This is a genomic window from Marinobacter sp. 3-2, from assembly GCF_003751355.1.
Lineage (GTDB): Bacteria > Pseudomonadota > Gammaproteobacteria > Pseudomonadales > Oleiphilaceae > Marinobacter > Marinobacter adhaerens.
Genome location: NZ_RJUQ01000011.1, coordinates 458101 through 472891 on the forward strand (window position 1 = coordinate 458101; position 14791 = coordinate 472891).

Here is a 14791-nt window from a genome sequence, read left to right on the forward strand (position 1 = left end):
GTTATAAATCCGGCGGTTTGGTTCGGTAAAATTTAGAATCGGTAGGTCCAGGTGGCGCCCAAAGACCATTGGTCTTTTTCGCCGCCCAGGTACTGGATTTTCTTGTCAGTAGCCTGGAGGCTCAGGTCAAGCCAGCCATTCAAAAAACGATTGCCGTATCCAAGATCAAGAATGGCAACATCCTGGTCACTCTCGGGCACGGCATAGAAAATGTCGCTATCAGTCACAACTGCGCGGCTTACGCCATCCTTGTTTAGCCGGGCGAACGTCACTTTGGCAGAAAGGTTGGCACCACTATCGAAAAAGTTGAATGCACCCAGGGTTACCGCTTCTGCGTCACCATCAAAACTTGCCCCCATACTGCGGCCGTAATAGCGATAGCCAGAGCGGTAGCGGGAGTGGTCGTAGGTGATGTTGGGCATGGCATCGCCCAGGAAGTCGTCCGCCAGGGTGTTTGTGTACTCAACAAACCACTGCTGGTCAGCTTTGAATAACTGCGTCGTCCAGTCCGCGCCCAAAAGCCAGGACTTACGGGCTGGAAAGGCGCCCGCTTCGTCTTCGCCCATCATCTGAGCATATAGGCCCATGGATTGCTGACCAATTGCAAATCCGTAGCGCGCATCAATGCTGGCAAGCTGGTTGCCCGGGTCATCTTCTTCGAGCTGGCCGTTATCACGTCCGATCAGCGCGTTCCAAATCGTCGAGGCGCCCTCAGGCCGTCCTTCCCCACCGAACATGATGGCCCGTGAGAGACCAATATCCAGGCCCTCGATCGGGCGGAACGTGAGTCGCATGCCAATTAGTTTGGCATCGGGCACCGCACGATCACTTTCATACTGGCCGGCTAGCGCTGTGAACTGCCAGGGGCCGATCCAACTCAACCACGGGGATTCAAAAGCGTGGGTATTGTTCCGATTAAGCCAGAGTGCCGGCATGGGGCGGGCATTGTTGGAGAGAATGAGGCTGGATTGCCAGCCAGGCCCCCACCATCGGTCAATGGCCCCAACGCCCATCACCCAGTTACCTGCAGCGGCAGCCAGGTAGCTGCCATCAAGGCGAAGCTCTTCATCGTCATCGCTTTCATGGGCGTATGAGGGCTTAAGACCCAGGGCCCAGACTTCACCTTGCCACTGAAGGTTGATCGCCGTGCCAGCTTTCGCAAGTGGATTCTCATCAAAACCGCGAACTCCGGGTATCTCACTGCTGCCATAGAGGCTGTACTCGCCTCGGAAACCGTGCTGAGCCTGCTGTTCTTTTTCGAAGCGCAGGTAGGCGGCAGCGGCGCCTACCGAAGCTTGATCAGAACTGACGCTATTCTCAAGGCCACCTTGGACCACACTCCACATCATTGGCCAGGTGCTGATGGTGCGATCCATATGGCCACGGTCAGCCAGTTTTTGGGCCGCAAATCGCGCCCGCGAATCGCCAGGCTCAAGCCAGGGGGCCGCGGGGAGGGAAACACTTGTCAGACACGCTACCGCCCCACCGACCAGGGCCCAGTGTTTTAAGGTCATAGAATTGGATTATCTGAAAAACGACAGGAAACAGGCAAAAGGAAGGGGACAACTGACTCCCAACTGTATCCTTGTCGGTAGATGAATGAACTGTTTCAGAAGCGTGACGATTCTACGGCAATGTCCATGACAAGCAAGTGACAAAAAGTCTGACACATTGGTTATCAGGAGGTTATGGGGGTAAAGATTTGTTAAAGGTTTGGAAACTCAAAGTTATCGCTTACATTTCGTTCAGGTTGGCTCTAACCAAGCTTACAAACTCGGCAAAAAACGAGAGAAAGATGCCACCCATCAAACCCAGCATGGCAGCCAATGCCACAATCAGGCTCCGTGCAGGCCCTTTTCGTTCTGCCAGTTGGCGATTGAGCACCAAAAGTTCTGCAGGCTGGATTGAATGGAGAAGCACCTCAAGGGATAGGCGTTTATTCACTGCGTCGGCTATGGCTGCCCCCACGTCCTGAGCCCCCTCCAACCTGTCGATGGTTGAGGTCAAAGATTCGATTTGCCGTTCCAGGTTACTTTTAAGGGTAGATACCGCAAGAGATTGGGTCTGCTCCAGCTTCTCGATGAGTTGGTTGTGAATTTTCTCAACCATCTCAGAACTGACTGGCGCCGCTTCAGAGACAATTCGGACAAGCCCTGTATTCTCGGGATTCGAAAAGACTACATCGAAAGGAAGCGGCTCATCCTGTTCTGAAACGTGGGTAGCCTCGATTTCAGGAAGCCAACGATTTTCAAGCGTGGCGATCACGGTAGCCGGCTTTTCGATGAACCCCCCCGCATCCTTCTCGGCCAACTTAAACAAGCTGACATAGTCGTACTTCTCGGGTGTCAACAGGGCATAAACAATGCCCGCCATAAGTGTAACCAGAAACACAACGTAGAAGATTCGGCGGCGCTTCAGAAACGTGGAAGCCAGGTCTACAAGGCTGATCTCGTCATCAGGGGAGTTCTGAACTGAGCGCTGTCGTTCTTCCATACCAATTCATCTTTCCTATTATTAGGGCCACACACCAGTTACGCTTCTTTGGACCGGCGCTGCGAGCCAGCTCCACGGTCGTATCACTAGTTTTTTAGAGCCGAGACCGGAACCTTCACCCTCTGTTGCTTCTGCATAAAGTTGATTAACACTACCGCACGTGCCTCACCGTCGTATGCCTGGAATATCGCGTTGATGCCCTCAAATGGGCCTTCACTAAGCTGCACAGCCTGGCCAGGCTTGATACCACCCTGCTCCGCTACTGAGTTCAAACTATCCTTTATGTGCTGTATCACGTCACCACTGATGGGCGCAGGCTTGTTTGCGAATCCCACAATCCTAAGTACTCCGCGGGTTGATCGGAGTTTTGCCCACATGGGATCAGTTTGCTCCAGATTGACGAACAGGTAGCCCGGAAATAGTGGCTCGAGTCTCTTTGTGCGCTTGCCACCCTTGATTTTCTCCACCGCAATTTTCGGGTAGAAACAGGCGATATCCTGATTTTGGAGATGCTGCAGAGCTCGATCACCCTGCGCAGGCTTATATTGGAGTGCGTACCATGTCATGGCTTAGGAATGTACCAGCTGCCCGCCGCAATGAAATACGGATTTAACACATCTTGTTTACCATATTTCAAGGGCTTGCCATCGACCGCTTGAACTTTCCCACCAGCCGCTACCAGCACCGCCTGCGCCGCGCCTGTGTCCCACTCGCACGTTGGCCCCATGCGCGGGTATATATCAGCGTGCCCCTCGGCAATACGGCAAAACTTTAACGAGCTGCCAGCCTGCACGAGCTCGTGCTCACCAAGCTTATCGATAAAGGCTCTAGTTTCCGGGTTGAGGTGGTTCTTGCTGGCTACGACCCGCTTAATATTCTTGGGCTCTGCCACGCTAATTCTGTGAACTTTGCCGGTTCTATCGCGCATGTGTGCGCCCTCACCGACCACACCCCAATACGCTTCCTTTAAAGCAGGGGCAATAACAACGCCCATCACAGGCTCGCCATCCTCAATCATTGCTATGTTGACGGTGAATTCCCCAGTGCGCTGGGTGAAATCCCTGGTGCCGTCGATGGGGTCCACCAGCCAGAAACGACGCCAGTGCTTGCGTTCTTCCCAGGGGATGTCCTTGCCTTCTTCGGAAAGGATGGGAATGTCCCGGCTTATTCTGCGCAGGCCCTGGGTGATGATGTCATGGGCCGCGGTGTCTGCAGCGGTGATGGGCGAATCGTCGGCTTTGTAGCTCACCTTGAAGTCTGACTGATAAATGTGCAGCACTTTCTCACTAGCCTGGTCTGCTACCTTGATGACATCCGGGAGAATAGAGCTGTAATGCATGTGATTCGCTTCCTGCTTCAGATCAAAACGTTATGAACTAATATGGGTAATAGTAACACTCCCTTAACAAAGAACCAGAAGGACGCCTCTATGAAACTTCGCTTCCTTGGCGGCACAGGCACAGTTACCGGCTCCCGTTACCTGCTCTCGGACGATAAGCACCGAGTGCTGGTGGACTGCGGTATGTACCAGGGCGTGAAAACCCTGCGCCGACGCAATTGGGCGAAGTTTCCGGTGGATCCGTCCACCATTGATGCGGTAGTGCTTACCCATGCCCATATTGACCATTCCGGATATTTGCCAGCTCTGGTGAAAAACGGCTTTAAAGGCAAGGTCTACTGCACCAAGGCCACCCATGAACTGTGCAAGGTTCTGCTACCGGATGCCGGCTTTTTGCAGGAAGAGGATGCGAAATACGCTTTTCGCAAGAAATTCTCTAAACACGAAAAGCCCGAGCCGCTATTTACCGAGAAAGACGCCTGGGAAGCCCTCAAACATTTCGAGTCTCTGCACTACCATGAGACGTTCGAGCCAGCAAAAGGGTTCCAGGTTACCTTTACCCCGGCCGGGCATATTCTGGGCTCATCCTGCGTGCATGTTCACCACCAGGGGGCAGACAGAACGGTTGTGTTCAGCGGGGACGTGGGGCGGCAGAACGACATCATCATGCGACCACCGGAGCCGCTGCAGAAAGTTGATGTGCTGGTATGTGAATCGACCTATGGTGATCGTGCCCATGGTGAGACGGATCCGGAAGCGGAACTGGCCGAAATTATCACGAGAACGGCCGGGCGCGGCGGCATCGTGCTTTTACCGGCATTCGCCGTTGGACGGGCGCAGATGCTGCTTTATGTGATTCACAAGATTATGGGAGACGGGAAAATCCCTAAGCTGCCAGTTTTCCTGAACAGCCCGATGGCCATCAAGGCTACGGAGATCTTCTGCAAGCACCACAAGGAGCACAAGCTTAACGCCGCACAGTGTGAACTGATTGATGAGAAAACCACGTTTGTTCGAAAGGTGGAAGAGTCTATCGAACTGGACGCGGTGCGCTACCCCTGCGTGATCATTTCTGCCAGTGGGATGGCCAGTGGTGGGCGGGTACTGCACCACCTGAAGACACTGCTACCCAATCCCCGGAACAGCATTGTTTTCGCTGGTTTCCAGGCCCCGGGCACTCGTGGAGATGCATTGGTGAATGGCGCGGAATCGGTGAAAATTCATGGAGAGTATTGGCCGGTGAAGGCCGAGATTCACAACCTCGACTCGCTCTCCGCGCATGGTGATTACAACGAGATTCTTGCCTGGCTGGAGCAAGGCTCACTCAAGCCAGACAAAGTGTACGTCACTCACGGGGAGATGGTTGCGAGTGACGTTATGCGGAAACGGATTCGGGAGAGGTTTGGTTGGGATGTTGAAGTGCCTGAGCTGTTCGAGGAGGTTGATATTTAAACCTCAAAGTACGGCACATCCTTGGGGCCGATATGCATCCTTCCACTCGCTCACCGCGCTTCGATCAATTTCGCAGCGCCAGTTTCCATTCACACTTCTCTGGAACCGAATTACCAATCCATCCAGGGTCGGGTCCGAATTGCCCCCCATGGTCACTTCTATGTGACCTGAACCGTCAGGATTTGCCACTCCGATATTGGCCGCAACATCCCCGGTAGTCAGGTCGGAGGGAACGTAGCCGAGCTCTGTATTGGTGACCGGCCGGCCGTTGGTGACTTGGATTTCAAACGCAGACTTATAACTACCAAGCTCACCTATGACTCTGTTTATTTGTGTTTTCAGGGTATTGGACTGATAGATCGGTATTGAGATTGCTGCAAGAATTCCAATAATCGCCACTACGATCATTAGCTCAATGAGGGTAAAGCCCTGCTGCTGCCTATTCATGACGTTGCATTCCGGATTCCAGTTACATGATTGTCTTAATTAATGCAAAAGGCCGGCCAACACCGGAAATCGGCCACTGAGAAAACTCAGCCGCTACTGCGCGCTTTGCCTCGGGAAATTCCCGTGGAACCAGAATCGGGGCAATATGCCTTCACCTACAGTCTCAAAGTAATGCTCTTCGTCAATTCGCATTGCTTCGTAATAACTCCAGATGTCTTTCATCCATAACAACCAGGTTGTTGAAAGACCAAGGGCGAGAGTCAGGGCTATGAATCCGCGAATATGACGACGAGACGAGCGATGAATCAGATAGATACCGTCATCTCGTCCGGGAATAACCAAACCCCAGAAGGCAGCGAGCACAAACAATCCAACAAGCATTGAAGCCGGCGCCATGAACACCGCAGAGCCTCCCGCGTGAAATAGTGCGGATGAGACGGATGCTGTAATCGCAGTGAGCATTAAAAGCCGCTCACTATCCCGTGCCGACGCGAGCCTCAATCTTGCCTTGAAGAAATGCCTCATAGCCTGGGCAACCACAAGCCCAAGGCATGCAATCAACAGCCACCCATATTCTGCTGCCCACATGAGGTACATGTTGTGGGGGTGACCGAATTTCTTACTGTTCAAGTACCCATCGGTCAAAATCTCGTGGGTTAGCCAAGACTGCGGCCCCATGCCAAGAGGGAAATTCTGAATACTCATCCTCCAGGCTTCGATAAACAGTGGCAGGCGACCAGAGGCATCAGTTTTGACACTTGAAACATTTACACCGCCAGCCATCAATGACGGTAGGGCAACCGACAATAACAGCCAAAGCAAAACGCCAACCAAAAAATGTGCTAGCAAAATATTTACCCAGGGAAACGACTTCCTTCCCATTACTACAACAACGACTATAACGCCAAATACGATTGCAAGAAATGACCCCCTTCCCGCACTAAGGAAAAGCATCCACCACCAAATCGCGGCACCGATTAGAAGTAACATCTGCCAAAGTCGATGCCTGTTTAAAGGCTCTATCAGTGCAGCTAGGGGCAGTAGCGGCAGACACCATGTCGCAATGTGGTTCCAATAGCGGATGTTGACGAACCCCCAGGGGAGATAATCGACTAAATTTGTAACTCCATCACTTATTGCAAACAGATAAACGTTAACCGAAGCCAAACCATAAGTAACACAGAACACCGCTGCGGCAGCCGAGAGAAATTTGGCAAATTTGATGCTCGCATCCGTCCATGAGAGCCATGCGCCTATGAGAATGGCTGAAAAAAAGAAGCAGATGTACATACCAGGCTCCGCCCAGGCATATAGCTTGGAGTGGAACGGCGCTGCGAGTAGGAGAAATGCGGAACAAAGAAGTGAGGACGGAACCAGGTGCAGAATGGCACTTTTTAGATTCGTCGGAGGCTGGAAGAAGAGCATCGATGTCAACGCAACGATCAGAGAACCGCATAGAGTGACGAGAGCGAACCTTTGATCAGCGTAACCACCAAAAGGACTGGACGTAAAATCTATGAAAAGCGCAAAGAAGAACGCCAGAACAGTGCAAATTGAAATGATGGTCTGCCCTGAAACGGCCAGAACGCGAAAGTTTTTTGACATAGCACTTTGCTAAAGCCTCACGAGAGCGACCCAAGATTGCATTCATAGATTAAGAACGAAAGAGGCCCGGGAGCTTTTGTTCCCGGGCCTCTTCGGAATCAGACTGCAGCTCGCTCGTGCAAGTCAACAGTCACTATAGACCTACCACTTAAGAATGCGGGCAAGCTGTGGGTGCATAGCTGTCTTTCCACCCTTGCGCATCGGTACCGCCGCTCAGACCACAAGTCCAGATGCCACCCGCACTGCGAGAGAGAGTGATAGTCACACCAGCAACGTTCGCACCAGCGTCACCACCAAGATCAGCGGTAATAGAGGGAGTGGCAGTATCACCATCAGTGACAGTGATCTGAGCTTTACCATCGCCAATATCTGCAAGAAGATTTGACTCAGTAAATCCAAGATCTTCCTGGCCCACGCCAACGTTGGCCGGAACATCAGACACAATTTCACGACCCTGCAGCAAAGCGGATTCGGCCGCTGTTTTCAGGGCACTAACTTCAGCCACCGCGCGGGTTACCTGACTGCGAGCAGTGTAGTCTTGGTACTGCGGAATAGCAATCGCAGCAAGAATACCAATGATCGCCACAACGATCATCAGTTCGATCAGGGTAAAGCCCTTCTGAGCGTGATTGATTTGCATGTTCTTCATTTTCGACCTCTGTATTTGTCGTTGATCAACTCGTTACGGCCCGGGCCCGGTGGAGTCGTACCCCGTGGCCGGCAATTTGAGCCTGGTGAAGCAAATGCATCGTCCGTGCCAGGTTTTCCCGACCGCAAAATAATGAAAATTTATTGCCTACAAACAGCTAGTTAATGGGTTTGGTGGCTAAGTGCTATTACCTATCCGATCATATGACCGAATGCTCGCTGGCGTCAGTTGGTGACAAATTTTGTCAGGTCTGCGCGTCAGGCGAGCCTGTTTTTTTGAACATGGGGTCGCCCGATGCGCACAATCCTTTCCAAACCGCGGCCAGCGATCTAAACTCACTGGAATTGACAAAACTCCGGTTTCAGTAACTTAGGCTGCGTTTCTTACTTAATTTATGTCTACTAATAAAAGCAATATCACGCTTACGGGCCTTGCGAGGCGTTTCGTGGATGACGGGCTGCTGGATGAGGCGACGGCAAAAGATGCTTTCCTTCAGGCTTCCCAGAGCCGGATTCCTCTGATTACCTACCTTACCCAGAACAGCCTGGCCGATAGCTCGAAACTAGCGTTTTCCGCCGCTATGGAATTCGGGGTATCGGTTCTGGATTTGTCTGCGTTTCTTCCGGAAATGATGCCGGAGAAGGTGGTTGACGAGAAGCTGGTGCGGAAGCATAACGCCCTACCTCTTTATAAAAGAGGAAATCGACTGTTTATTGCGGTTTCTGATCCAACGAACATCCAGGCGCTGGACGAAATCAAATTCAACACCGGCCTGAGCACCGATGCGGTATTGGTGGATGACGCAAAGCTTCGGGAGGCCATCGACAAGTATCTAGAATCCCAAGACACCACCATGGGCGACCTGGATGACTCGGACCTTGAAGGTGTTGAAACCGAAGGTGGCGAACAGGAAGACGATGGTGCTGTCGTTGCCAGCGAGGTCGATGATGCGCCAATCGTCAAGTATGTGAACAAGATGTTGCTGGATGCCATTCGGGGCGGCGCCTCGGATGTCCACTTCGAGCCCTATGAAAAAGTCTATCGGGTTCGATACCGCACAGACGGCATATTGAAAGAAGTCTCTCGCCCTTCTATCAAGCTGGCCCCGAAGATTTCTGCGCGGGTGAAAATCATGGCCCAACTGGATATTTCCGAGCGGCGGGTACCCCAGGATGGCCGGATCAAGATGAAGCTATCCAAGACCAAGGCCATAGATTTCCGGGTAAACACTCTGCCCACCCTCTGGGGAGAAAAGATCGTTCTGCGGATTCTTGATCCCAGCCAGGCAAAGCTGGGCATTGATGTACTCGGTTATGAGGCGGACCAGAAAGAGATGTATATGGACGCCCTGAAACAGCCACAGGGCATGATTCTGGTGACCGGCCCGACCGGCTCCGGTAAGACGGTTTCTCTTTATACCGGCCTGAATATTCTGAACACCCCGGACATCAACATTTCCACCGCGGAAGACCCGGCGGAAATTAACCTGGAAGGCATTAATCAGGTAAACGTTAACAACCGTGTGGGGCTGGGCTTTGCGGAGGCTCTGCGGGCGTTTCTGCGCCAGGATCCGGATGTAATCATGGTCGGTGAAATTCGGGATCTGGAAACGGCGAATATTGCGATCAAGGCAGCGCAAACTGGGCACCTGGTTCTCTCTACCCTGCACACCAATAGCGCGGCAGAAACCCTAACGCGGATGATGAACATGGGAGTTCCCTCGTTCAACATCGCTACGTCGGTAAGCCTGATCATTGCCCAGCGTCTTGGCCGCAGGTTATGTAGCGCCTGCAAACAACCCTTTGATGTCCCAAAAGAGGTGCTGATAGAGGAGGGGTTCACACAGGAACAAATTGATACAGGCTTCACGTTGTACCGTCCCAAGGGCTGTGATAAATGCAATGGAGGATATAAAGGCCGCGTTGGTATATACGAGGTGGTCAAGATCACCGACGAGCTGGCGAGCATGATTATGGAAGAAGCCAGCTCCATCAAAATTGCAAAACAGGCTCAGGCCGAGGGCTTCCGTAACTTGCGCCAATCGGCACTTATGAAAGTGATCGAGGGCGTAACAAGCCTTGAGGAAGCCAACCGCGTGACGAAGGATTAAGCATGGCAGAGAAAGCACAGAAGCTGGAATCGTACGTTTGGGAAGGAAAAGACCGGAAGGGTAACAAGTCCAAGGGTGAGCTCACTGGTTCCAACCTTGCGCTCGTAAAAGCCCAGTTGCGCAAGCAGGGTATTATTCCGGACAAGGTGAAGAAAAAACCGAAACCGCTGTTCGGTGGCAGCAAGAGGATAACGCCTTTTGATATTGCCATGCTCACGCGCCAGCTTGCGACGATGATGAAGGCTGGTGTGCCTCTAGTACAGAGTTTTGACATTGTTGCTGATGGCCTTGAGAACAAGGGGCTGCAAGAGCTGGTGATGGCTATTAGAAATGACATCTCCTCCGGCACAAGTTTTGCCGGGGCATTGCGGAAGCATCCCAAACATTTTGATGACCTTTACTGCAACTTGGTGGACTCCGGTGAAAAAGCCGGTGCACTTGAGGCCATGTTAGATCGAATTGCAACATATCTTGAAAAAACCGAGCTGCTCAAGAAGAAAGTTAAAAAGGCAATGACTTACCCCATTGCCGTTGTGGTTGTGGCAATTATTGTGACGGCTATTCTTCTGGTGAAGGTGGTCCCTCAGTTTGAAAGCCTTTTCAGAGGGTTTGGCGCGGAACTGCCGGTTTTCACTCAGATGGTCGTGAACTTGTCGGAATGGATGCAAAGCTGGTGGTTCGTCGTTTTGCTCGGAATCGTGGGCACAATCTTTCTGTTCAAAGAAGCCAAGCGTCGGTCCCAGAAATTCTCGGATTTTGTTGATAAATACGTTCTCAAACTTCCAGTTGTGGGCGAAATTCTCGATAAGTCGGCCGTAGCCAAGTTTGGACGGGTTCTGTCGACAACCTTTGCAGCCGGTGTCCCACTCGTGGATGCGCTCGATTCGGTTGCCGGGGCAACCGGTAACGCAGTCTACCGGGATGCTATCGATCGCATCAAAAACGATGTATCGAGCGGCACCCAACTGCAAGCCTCCATGCGCCAACAGGACATCTTCCCTGTAATGGCCGTTCAGCTGACAGCCATTGGTGAGGAATCAGGTAACCTGGACGAGATGCTCGGAAAAGTTGCGGAACATTATGAGGCAGTGGTCGACGACATGGTCGATAACCTGACTGCCCTGATGGAGCCAATGATCATGGCGGTTCTGGGTGTTCTGGTTGGTGGCTTGATCATCGCCATGTATCTGCCGATCTTCCAGATGGGTCAGGTGGTTGGTTAAACTCACCGACCCGAAGCCCCGCTAGACCTTGAGTGGGGTCAGAAGGAAAAGCCCTCCTGACCCCAAGTTCCCCCCCGCCTGATTATCGGATAATTGATGATTACTCTGGACGCCTTTCTCGCCACGCCCTGGCTTCTTTTCCTCACTGTCACCCTGGTATCACTCTGCATCGGCAGTTTCCTGAATGTTGTGATTCTGCGACTGCCAAAAATGATGCATCAGGACTGGCGCTGCCAGTGCGAGGAATTCCTTGAGCTGCCTGAAACACAGCGTAAGGGTGAAGAGCGGGTTACTCTTTCCAAACCGGCCTCCACCTGCCCTTCCTGCGGCCATGGCATTCGGGCATGGGAGAATATCCCGGTAATCAGCTGGCTGGTTCTTCAGGGAAAATGCGCGTCCTGCAAGGCGCCTATCTCGCCACGTTATCCAATCATTGAGGCGCTAACGGCGATTTTCTCGGTGGTGACCATTGCTGTCATCGGGCCGAACGAGTCGGCGCTGTGGGCGCTTTTGTTGGTTTGGGCTCTGGTGGCTTTGACGGTTATTGATTTCGACACTCAACTACTGCCAGACAGTATTACTCTGCCCCTGATGTGGCTGGGCCTCGTGTTGAATTATTTCGGCGTGCTTACGGATTTCAACAGTGCCTTCTGGGGTGCGGTGGCAGGTTATCTCTCCTTGTGGTCTGTTTACTGGCTGTTCAAGCTGGTCACAGGCAAGGAGGGCATGGGGCACGGCGACTTCAAACTGCTTGCCGCACTCGGCGCCTGGCTGGGATGGCAGTTGTTGCCCGCGGTGATTTTGCTTTCCTCGGTTGTAGGTGCCGTTGTCGGTATCAGCCTGATGGTATTCAAGAAGCATGGGCGGGAAGTTCCGATTCCGTTTGGGCCCTATCTCGCTACGGCGGGATTGATTTGTTTGTGGTTTGGCAGTGAGATTCAGGCATTCTGGTACGGATTCCTGGGAGTCTGATTCATGAAGATTGTTGGCCTTACCGGCGGCATTGGTTCCGGAAAATCCACTGTGGCTCGCTTTTTTGGTAAGCACGGCGTGCACTGGGTGGACGCCGATGATGTTGCCCGTGAGGTGGTTGAGCCGGGAACGCCTGCACTGGAACGGATTTCAGAACATTTTGGGAAGAACATCCTCACTTCCGGGGGTGCTTTGGATCGGGCGCAGCTTCGTGGGATTGTCTTTGAGAAGCCGGAAGAGCGTGTTTGGCTGGAGTCGCTGCTGCATCCAATCATCCGCGAGGAATTGATTCGGCAGTTGAACCCGGAAAACTACCAGCTTCCCTACGTACTCCTGGTCTCCCCTCTCCTTCTTGAGACCGACCAGCACGAACTGGTTGACCGCATTATCGTGATCGACGTGCCTGAAGAGACCCAGATTGAGCGCACCATGGCCCGGGACACCAATTCCCGGGAGCAGGTTGAGCGGATCATAGCGGCTCAGATGTCTCGCGAAGATCGGCTGGCGCGGGCGGATGAGGTGATTGATAATGACCGCCCTCTGGATGAAGTAACGCGTCAGGTGCGGGAGCTGCATGAAAGGTTGCTGGTGGACTTTGGCTGACTGGTTTTCCCGCTATCGTATGGCAGCCCTTGCGGCTGTTCTTTCTCTGACGGTCTCTTCTCCAAGCTACAGCATTGAACCGGTGTTTGAGGTTCGGGAGCGTTCAGTGGCTGAGATTCTCTCGCCGGACCAGCTTCCGATCGGGTTCTATACGTTTGAGCCGGACGAATACTGGGCCGATCCCCGGGATTCCTACTGGCTGAAGTTCAGTAACTGGGTGCTGCGGCAGGAGCGTCTTCACGGGCAAAAGATCCAGTCGGTGGGCCAGTGGGCAGACCGTACCTTATCGGGCAGCGCCCAGAGCCTTCCCAACAATGAGAGCTACCTGCGCATAGGCTTTGCAACGGAATCCGAATACGGCGACCCGGCCCAGTTTGAGCCTGAGGCTCGGTTCCGGCTGGATATCCCCACCACTCGTCGGAAACTGCGCCTGGTGATCGAGAGCGAGAGCGAAGACCTGATTCCTCTCGGGGAGCGCCAGCGGGACCGGCAGCTTACGGAGCCCGAGCGTTCCGATACGGAAGCCACAGGTGCACTGCGTTACCTGACCCAGATTGGTGACGCCATCAATTTTTCCAACGATGTAGGTGTTCGCCTGCGACTTCCTCCAGACGCGTTCTGGCGGGCAACGGCTGAGAAACGTTGGCGGCTGGACGACAAGTGGATTCTGAACGCTCAGCAACGGTTCTATTATTTTCATCAGGATGGCTGGGGCGAGCGAACCTGGATTGGCGTTGGGCGCCCGGTGGGCAATGACTGGTATTTTCGCTCGTCTTCAGAACTGGAGTGGGTGCACAACGACAAGGAATTTGTTTCGGCCCAGATATTCAGCATGCGTAAGCGCATGAATAACCGCTTGATTGTAACGCCCCGGCTGGGCGTACTTGGGGAAAGCAAGCCTTCCTGGCGCACCACTTCAGCGTTCGGCGATCTCACGTTCCGCTACCGTCTACACAGCAACTGGCTCTATGCAGAGCTGATTCCAGCACTGGAATTCCCCCGGGAGGAGAGCTTTAAAGACCGAGCCTCTGTGGTATTTCGGGTGGAAATGTTTTTCTCCGGTATCATTGAGGATGATCGTTTGTAATGCCAAGACACCCCTCGAAACCCGCGACCGAGGCCCTTACTCTCACGCCTATCGCCATTACTCGATCATGCTTTCAGGACAAGTTCGGGGTGCCTCGCCAGCCGGGGTTGACCCGTCATGCCCGGGCCGAGCTGATTATCCAGCCACCGTTTGACCGGGAAGATGCCTTCCGTGGGCTGGAGACCGCCAGCCACCTTTGGCTGACCTTTCAGTTTCACGAAGCGGTGCGGGCAGACTGGCGGCCCGTGGTGCGCCCTCCCCGCCTGGGCGGCAATCGCAAGATGGGTGTGTTTGCCAGCCGGTCTCCGTTTCGCCCAAACAGCCTCGGCCTCTCGGTCGTTCGCAATGAGGGATTGGTGCGCAAAGATGGACAACTCATTCTCCGCATCAGTGATCATGACCTCATCGAGGGCACACCGATACTGGATATCAAACCCTACCTGCCATTTGCCGATTCAGTTCCTGAAGCGACATTGGGCTGGGCAGACTCGCCACCCACGGAAAAACTCGACGTGGTTTTTCTGCCGGAAGCGGAGGCCCAGATTGGCAAGCTGTCACCCGAAGAGTATCCGGAACTGCGAGCGCTGATCGAGGATGTGGTGGCTTACGATCCACGCCCCTCCTTTCGCAGAGGACGGGAAGAAGAGCGCATTTACGGAGCGCATCTGTACGATTTGAACGTGCGATTCCGATTCGTGAATGATCATTCACGGAAACGTGTCGAAGTGCTGACGGTCTGTTAAACTGCTTTTGGTGATTTTGTAGTCGACACAGGGAATATGTGCCTTGCCTTCAAAGCGGTTCTTCAAAC

14 protein-coding genes are annotated in these 14791 nt (G+C 53.2%); 7 read left to right on the plus strand and 7 right to left on the minus strand.

Annotated elements, in window-relative coordinates:
- Nucleotides 1-32: 32 nt before the first annotated feature.
- The 4 genes from EDB94_RS03900 to cysQ form a co-directional block, all read right to left on the minus strand.
- Nucleotides 33-1514 carry a capsule assembly Wzi family protein gene (locus EDB94_RS03900; RefSeq protein WP_108017508.1) on the minus strand — a complete coding sequence of 494 codons (1482 nt, stop codon included), beginning with the start codon at nt 1512-1514 and terminating at the stop codon, nt 33-35.
- A 220-nt stretch (nt 1515-1734) separates the two neighbouring features.
- Nucleotides 1735-2493, minus strand: a complete 759-nt coding sequence (locus tag EDB94_RS03905) for a Wzz/FepE/Etk N-terminal domain-containing protein (protein WP_108017509.1) — start codon at nt 2491-2493, stop codon at nt 1735-1737.
- Nucleotides 2494-2579: 86 nt separating this feature from the next.
- Complete coding sequence (gene rfaH, locus EDB94_RS03910) at nt 2580-3059, minus strand: transcription/translation regulatory transformer protein RfaH (RefSeq protein ID WP_108017510.1); 480 nt, start codon at nt 3057-3059, stop codon at nt 2580-2582.
- Nucleotides 3056-3832 carry a 3'(2'),5'-bisphosphate nucleotidase CysQ gene (gene cysQ, locus EDB94_RS03915; protein ID WP_108017511.1) on the minus strand — a complete coding sequence of 259 codons (777 nt, stop codon included), beginning with the start codon at nt 3830-3832 and terminating at the stop codon, nt 3056-3058. The genes rfaH and cysQ overlap by 4 nt, the downstream gene beginning before the upstream one ends.
- 90 nt (nt 3833-3922) lie before the next feature.
- Between cysQ and EDB94_RS03920 the strand changes: the two genes are divergently transcribed.
- Nucleotides 3923-5284, plus strand: coding sequence for an MBL fold metallo-hydrolase (locus tag EDB94_RS03920; protein ID WP_108017512.1), 1362 nt, complete (start codon nt 3923-3925; stop codon nt 5282-5284).
- Nucleotides 5285-5287: 3 nt separating this feature from the next.
- Here the strand turns inward: EDB94_RS03920 and EDB94_RS03925 are convergent, their stop codons facing one another.
- The 3 genes from EDB94_RS03925 to EDB94_RS03935 all read right to left on the minus strand — a co-directional run bounded on the left by EDB94_RS03925 (nt 5288) and on the right by EDB94_RS03935 (nt 7985).
- Entirely contained in the window at nt 5288-5731 is a 444-nt protein-coding gene (locus tag EDB94_RS03925) for a pilin (RefSeq protein ID WP_108017513.1), read from the minus strand.
- Between the two features lie 93 nt (nt 5732-5824).
- Nucleotides 5825-7336 (minus strand): O-antigen ligase, encoded by a 1512-nt coding sequence (locus tag EDB94_RS03930; protein WP_108017514.1) that lies wholly within the window; start codon nt 7334-7336, stop codon nt 5825-5827.
- A gap of 148 nt (nt 7337-7484) precedes the next feature.
- Nucleotides 7485-7985 (minus strand): pilin, encoded by a 501-nt coding sequence (locus tag EDB94_RS03935; protein ID WP_311316503.1) that lies wholly within the window; start codon nt 7983-7985, stop codon nt 7485-7487.
- 394 nt (nt 7986-8379) lie between these two features.
- On the opposite strand from EDB94_RS03935, the gene pilB reads away from it, so the two are divergent.
- The 6 genes from pilB to tsaA all read left to right on the plus strand — a co-directional run bounded on the left by pilB (nt 8380) and on the right by tsaA (nt 14723).
- Nucleotides 8380-10095 carry a type IV-A pilus assembly ATPase PilB gene (gene pilB / locus EDB94_RS03940; protein ID WP_108017515.1) on the plus strand — a complete coding sequence of 572 codons (1716 nt, stop codon included), beginning with the start codon at nt 8380-8382 and terminating at the stop codon, nt 10093-10095.
- Nucleotides 10096-10097: 2 nt separating this feature from the next.
- Complete coding sequence (locus EDB94_RS03945; protein WP_108017516.1) at nt 10098-11318, plus strand: type II secretion system F family protein; 1221 nt, start codon at nt 10098-10100, stop codon at nt 11316-11318.
- A gap of 96 nt (nt 11319-11414) precedes the next feature.
- Complete coding sequence (locus EDB94_RS03950) at nt 11415-12290, plus strand: A24 family peptidase (protein ID WP_108017517.1); 876 nt, start codon at nt 11415-11417, stop codon at nt 12288-12290.
- Nucleotides 12291-12293: 3 nt separating this feature from the next.
- Complete coding sequence (gene coaE, locus EDB94_RS03955) at nt 12294-12893, plus strand: dephospho-CoA kinase (RefSeq protein ID WP_108017518.1); 600 nt, start codon at nt 12294-12296, stop codon at nt 12891-12893.
- Nucleotides 12886-13980 (plus strand): hypothetical protein, encoded by a 1095-nt coding sequence (locus EDB94_RS03960; RefSeq protein ID WP_108017519.1) that lies wholly within the window; start codon nt 12886-12888, stop codon nt 13978-13980. The genes coaE and EDB94_RS03960 overlap by 8 nt, the downstream gene beginning before the upstream one ends.
- Nucleotides 13980-14723: a tRNA (N6-threonylcarbamoyladenosine(37)-N6)-methyltransferase TrmO gene (gene tsaA / locus EDB94_RS03965; protein ID WP_092030962.1), complete on the plus strand. Its 744-nt coding sequence runs from the start codon at nt 13980-13982 to the stop codon at nt 14721-14723. The genes EDB94_RS03960 and tsaA overlap by 1 nt, the downstream gene beginning before the upstream one ends.
- Nucleotides 14724-14791: the final 68 nt, after the last annotated feature.

What these genes read in the sequence shown, in the direction of transcription:
- EDB94_RS03900 (WP_108017508.1), bottom strand. Translation starts at nt 1,514, where the DNA reads ATGACCTTAAAACACTGGGCCCTGGTCGGTGGGGCGGTAGCGTGTCTG.
- EDB94_RS03905 (WP_108017509.1), bottom strand. Translation starts at nt 2,493, where the DNA reads ATGGAAGAACGACAGCGCTCAGTTCAGAACTCCCCTGATGACGAGATC.
- rfaH (WP_108017510.1), bottom strand. Translation starts at nt 3,059, where the DNA reads ATGACATGGTACGCACTCCAATATAAGCCTGCGCAGGGTGATCGAGCT.
- cysQ (WP_108017511.1), bottom strand. Translation starts at nt 3,832, where the DNA reads ATGCATTACAGCTCTATTCTCCCGGATGTCATCAAGGTAGCAGACCAG.
- EDB94_RS03920 (WP_108017512.1), top strand. Translation starts at nt 3,923, where the DNA reads ATGAAACTTCGCTTCCTTGGCGGCACAGGCACAGTTACCGGCTCCCGT.
- EDB94_RS03925 (WP_108017513.1), bottom strand. Translation starts at nt 5,731, where the DNA reads ATGAATAGGCAGCAGCAGGGCTTTACCCTCATTGAGCTAATGATCGTA.
- EDB94_RS03930 (WP_108017514.1), bottom strand. Translation starts at nt 7,336, where the DNA reads ATGTCAAAAAACTTTCGCGTTCTGGCCGTTTCAGGGCAGACCATCATT.
- EDB94_RS03935 (WP_311316503.1), bottom strand. Translation starts at nt 7,985, where the DNA reads ATGAAGAACATGCAAATCAATCACGCTCAGAAGGGCTTTACCCTGATC.
- pilB (WP_108017515.1), top strand. Translation starts at nt 8,380, where the DNA reads ATGTCTACTAATAAAAGCAATATCACGCTTACGGGCCTTGCGAGGCGT.
- EDB94_RS03945 (WP_108017516.1), top strand. Translation starts at nt 10,098, where the DNA reads ATGGCAGAGAAAGCACAGAAGCTGGAATCGTACGTTTGGGAAGGAAAA.
- EDB94_RS03950 (WP_108017517.1), top strand. Translation starts at nt 11,415, where the DNA reads ATGATTACTCTGGACGCCTTTCTCGCCACGCCCTGGCTTCTTTTCCTC.
- coaE (WP_108017518.1), top strand. Translation starts at nt 12,294, where the DNA reads ATGAAGATTGTTGGCCTTACCGGCGGCATTGGTTCCGGAAAATCCACT.
- tsaA (WP_092030962.1), top strand. Translation starts at nt 13,980, where the DNA reads ATGCCAAGACACCCCTCGAAACCCGCGACCGAGGCCCTTACTCTCACG.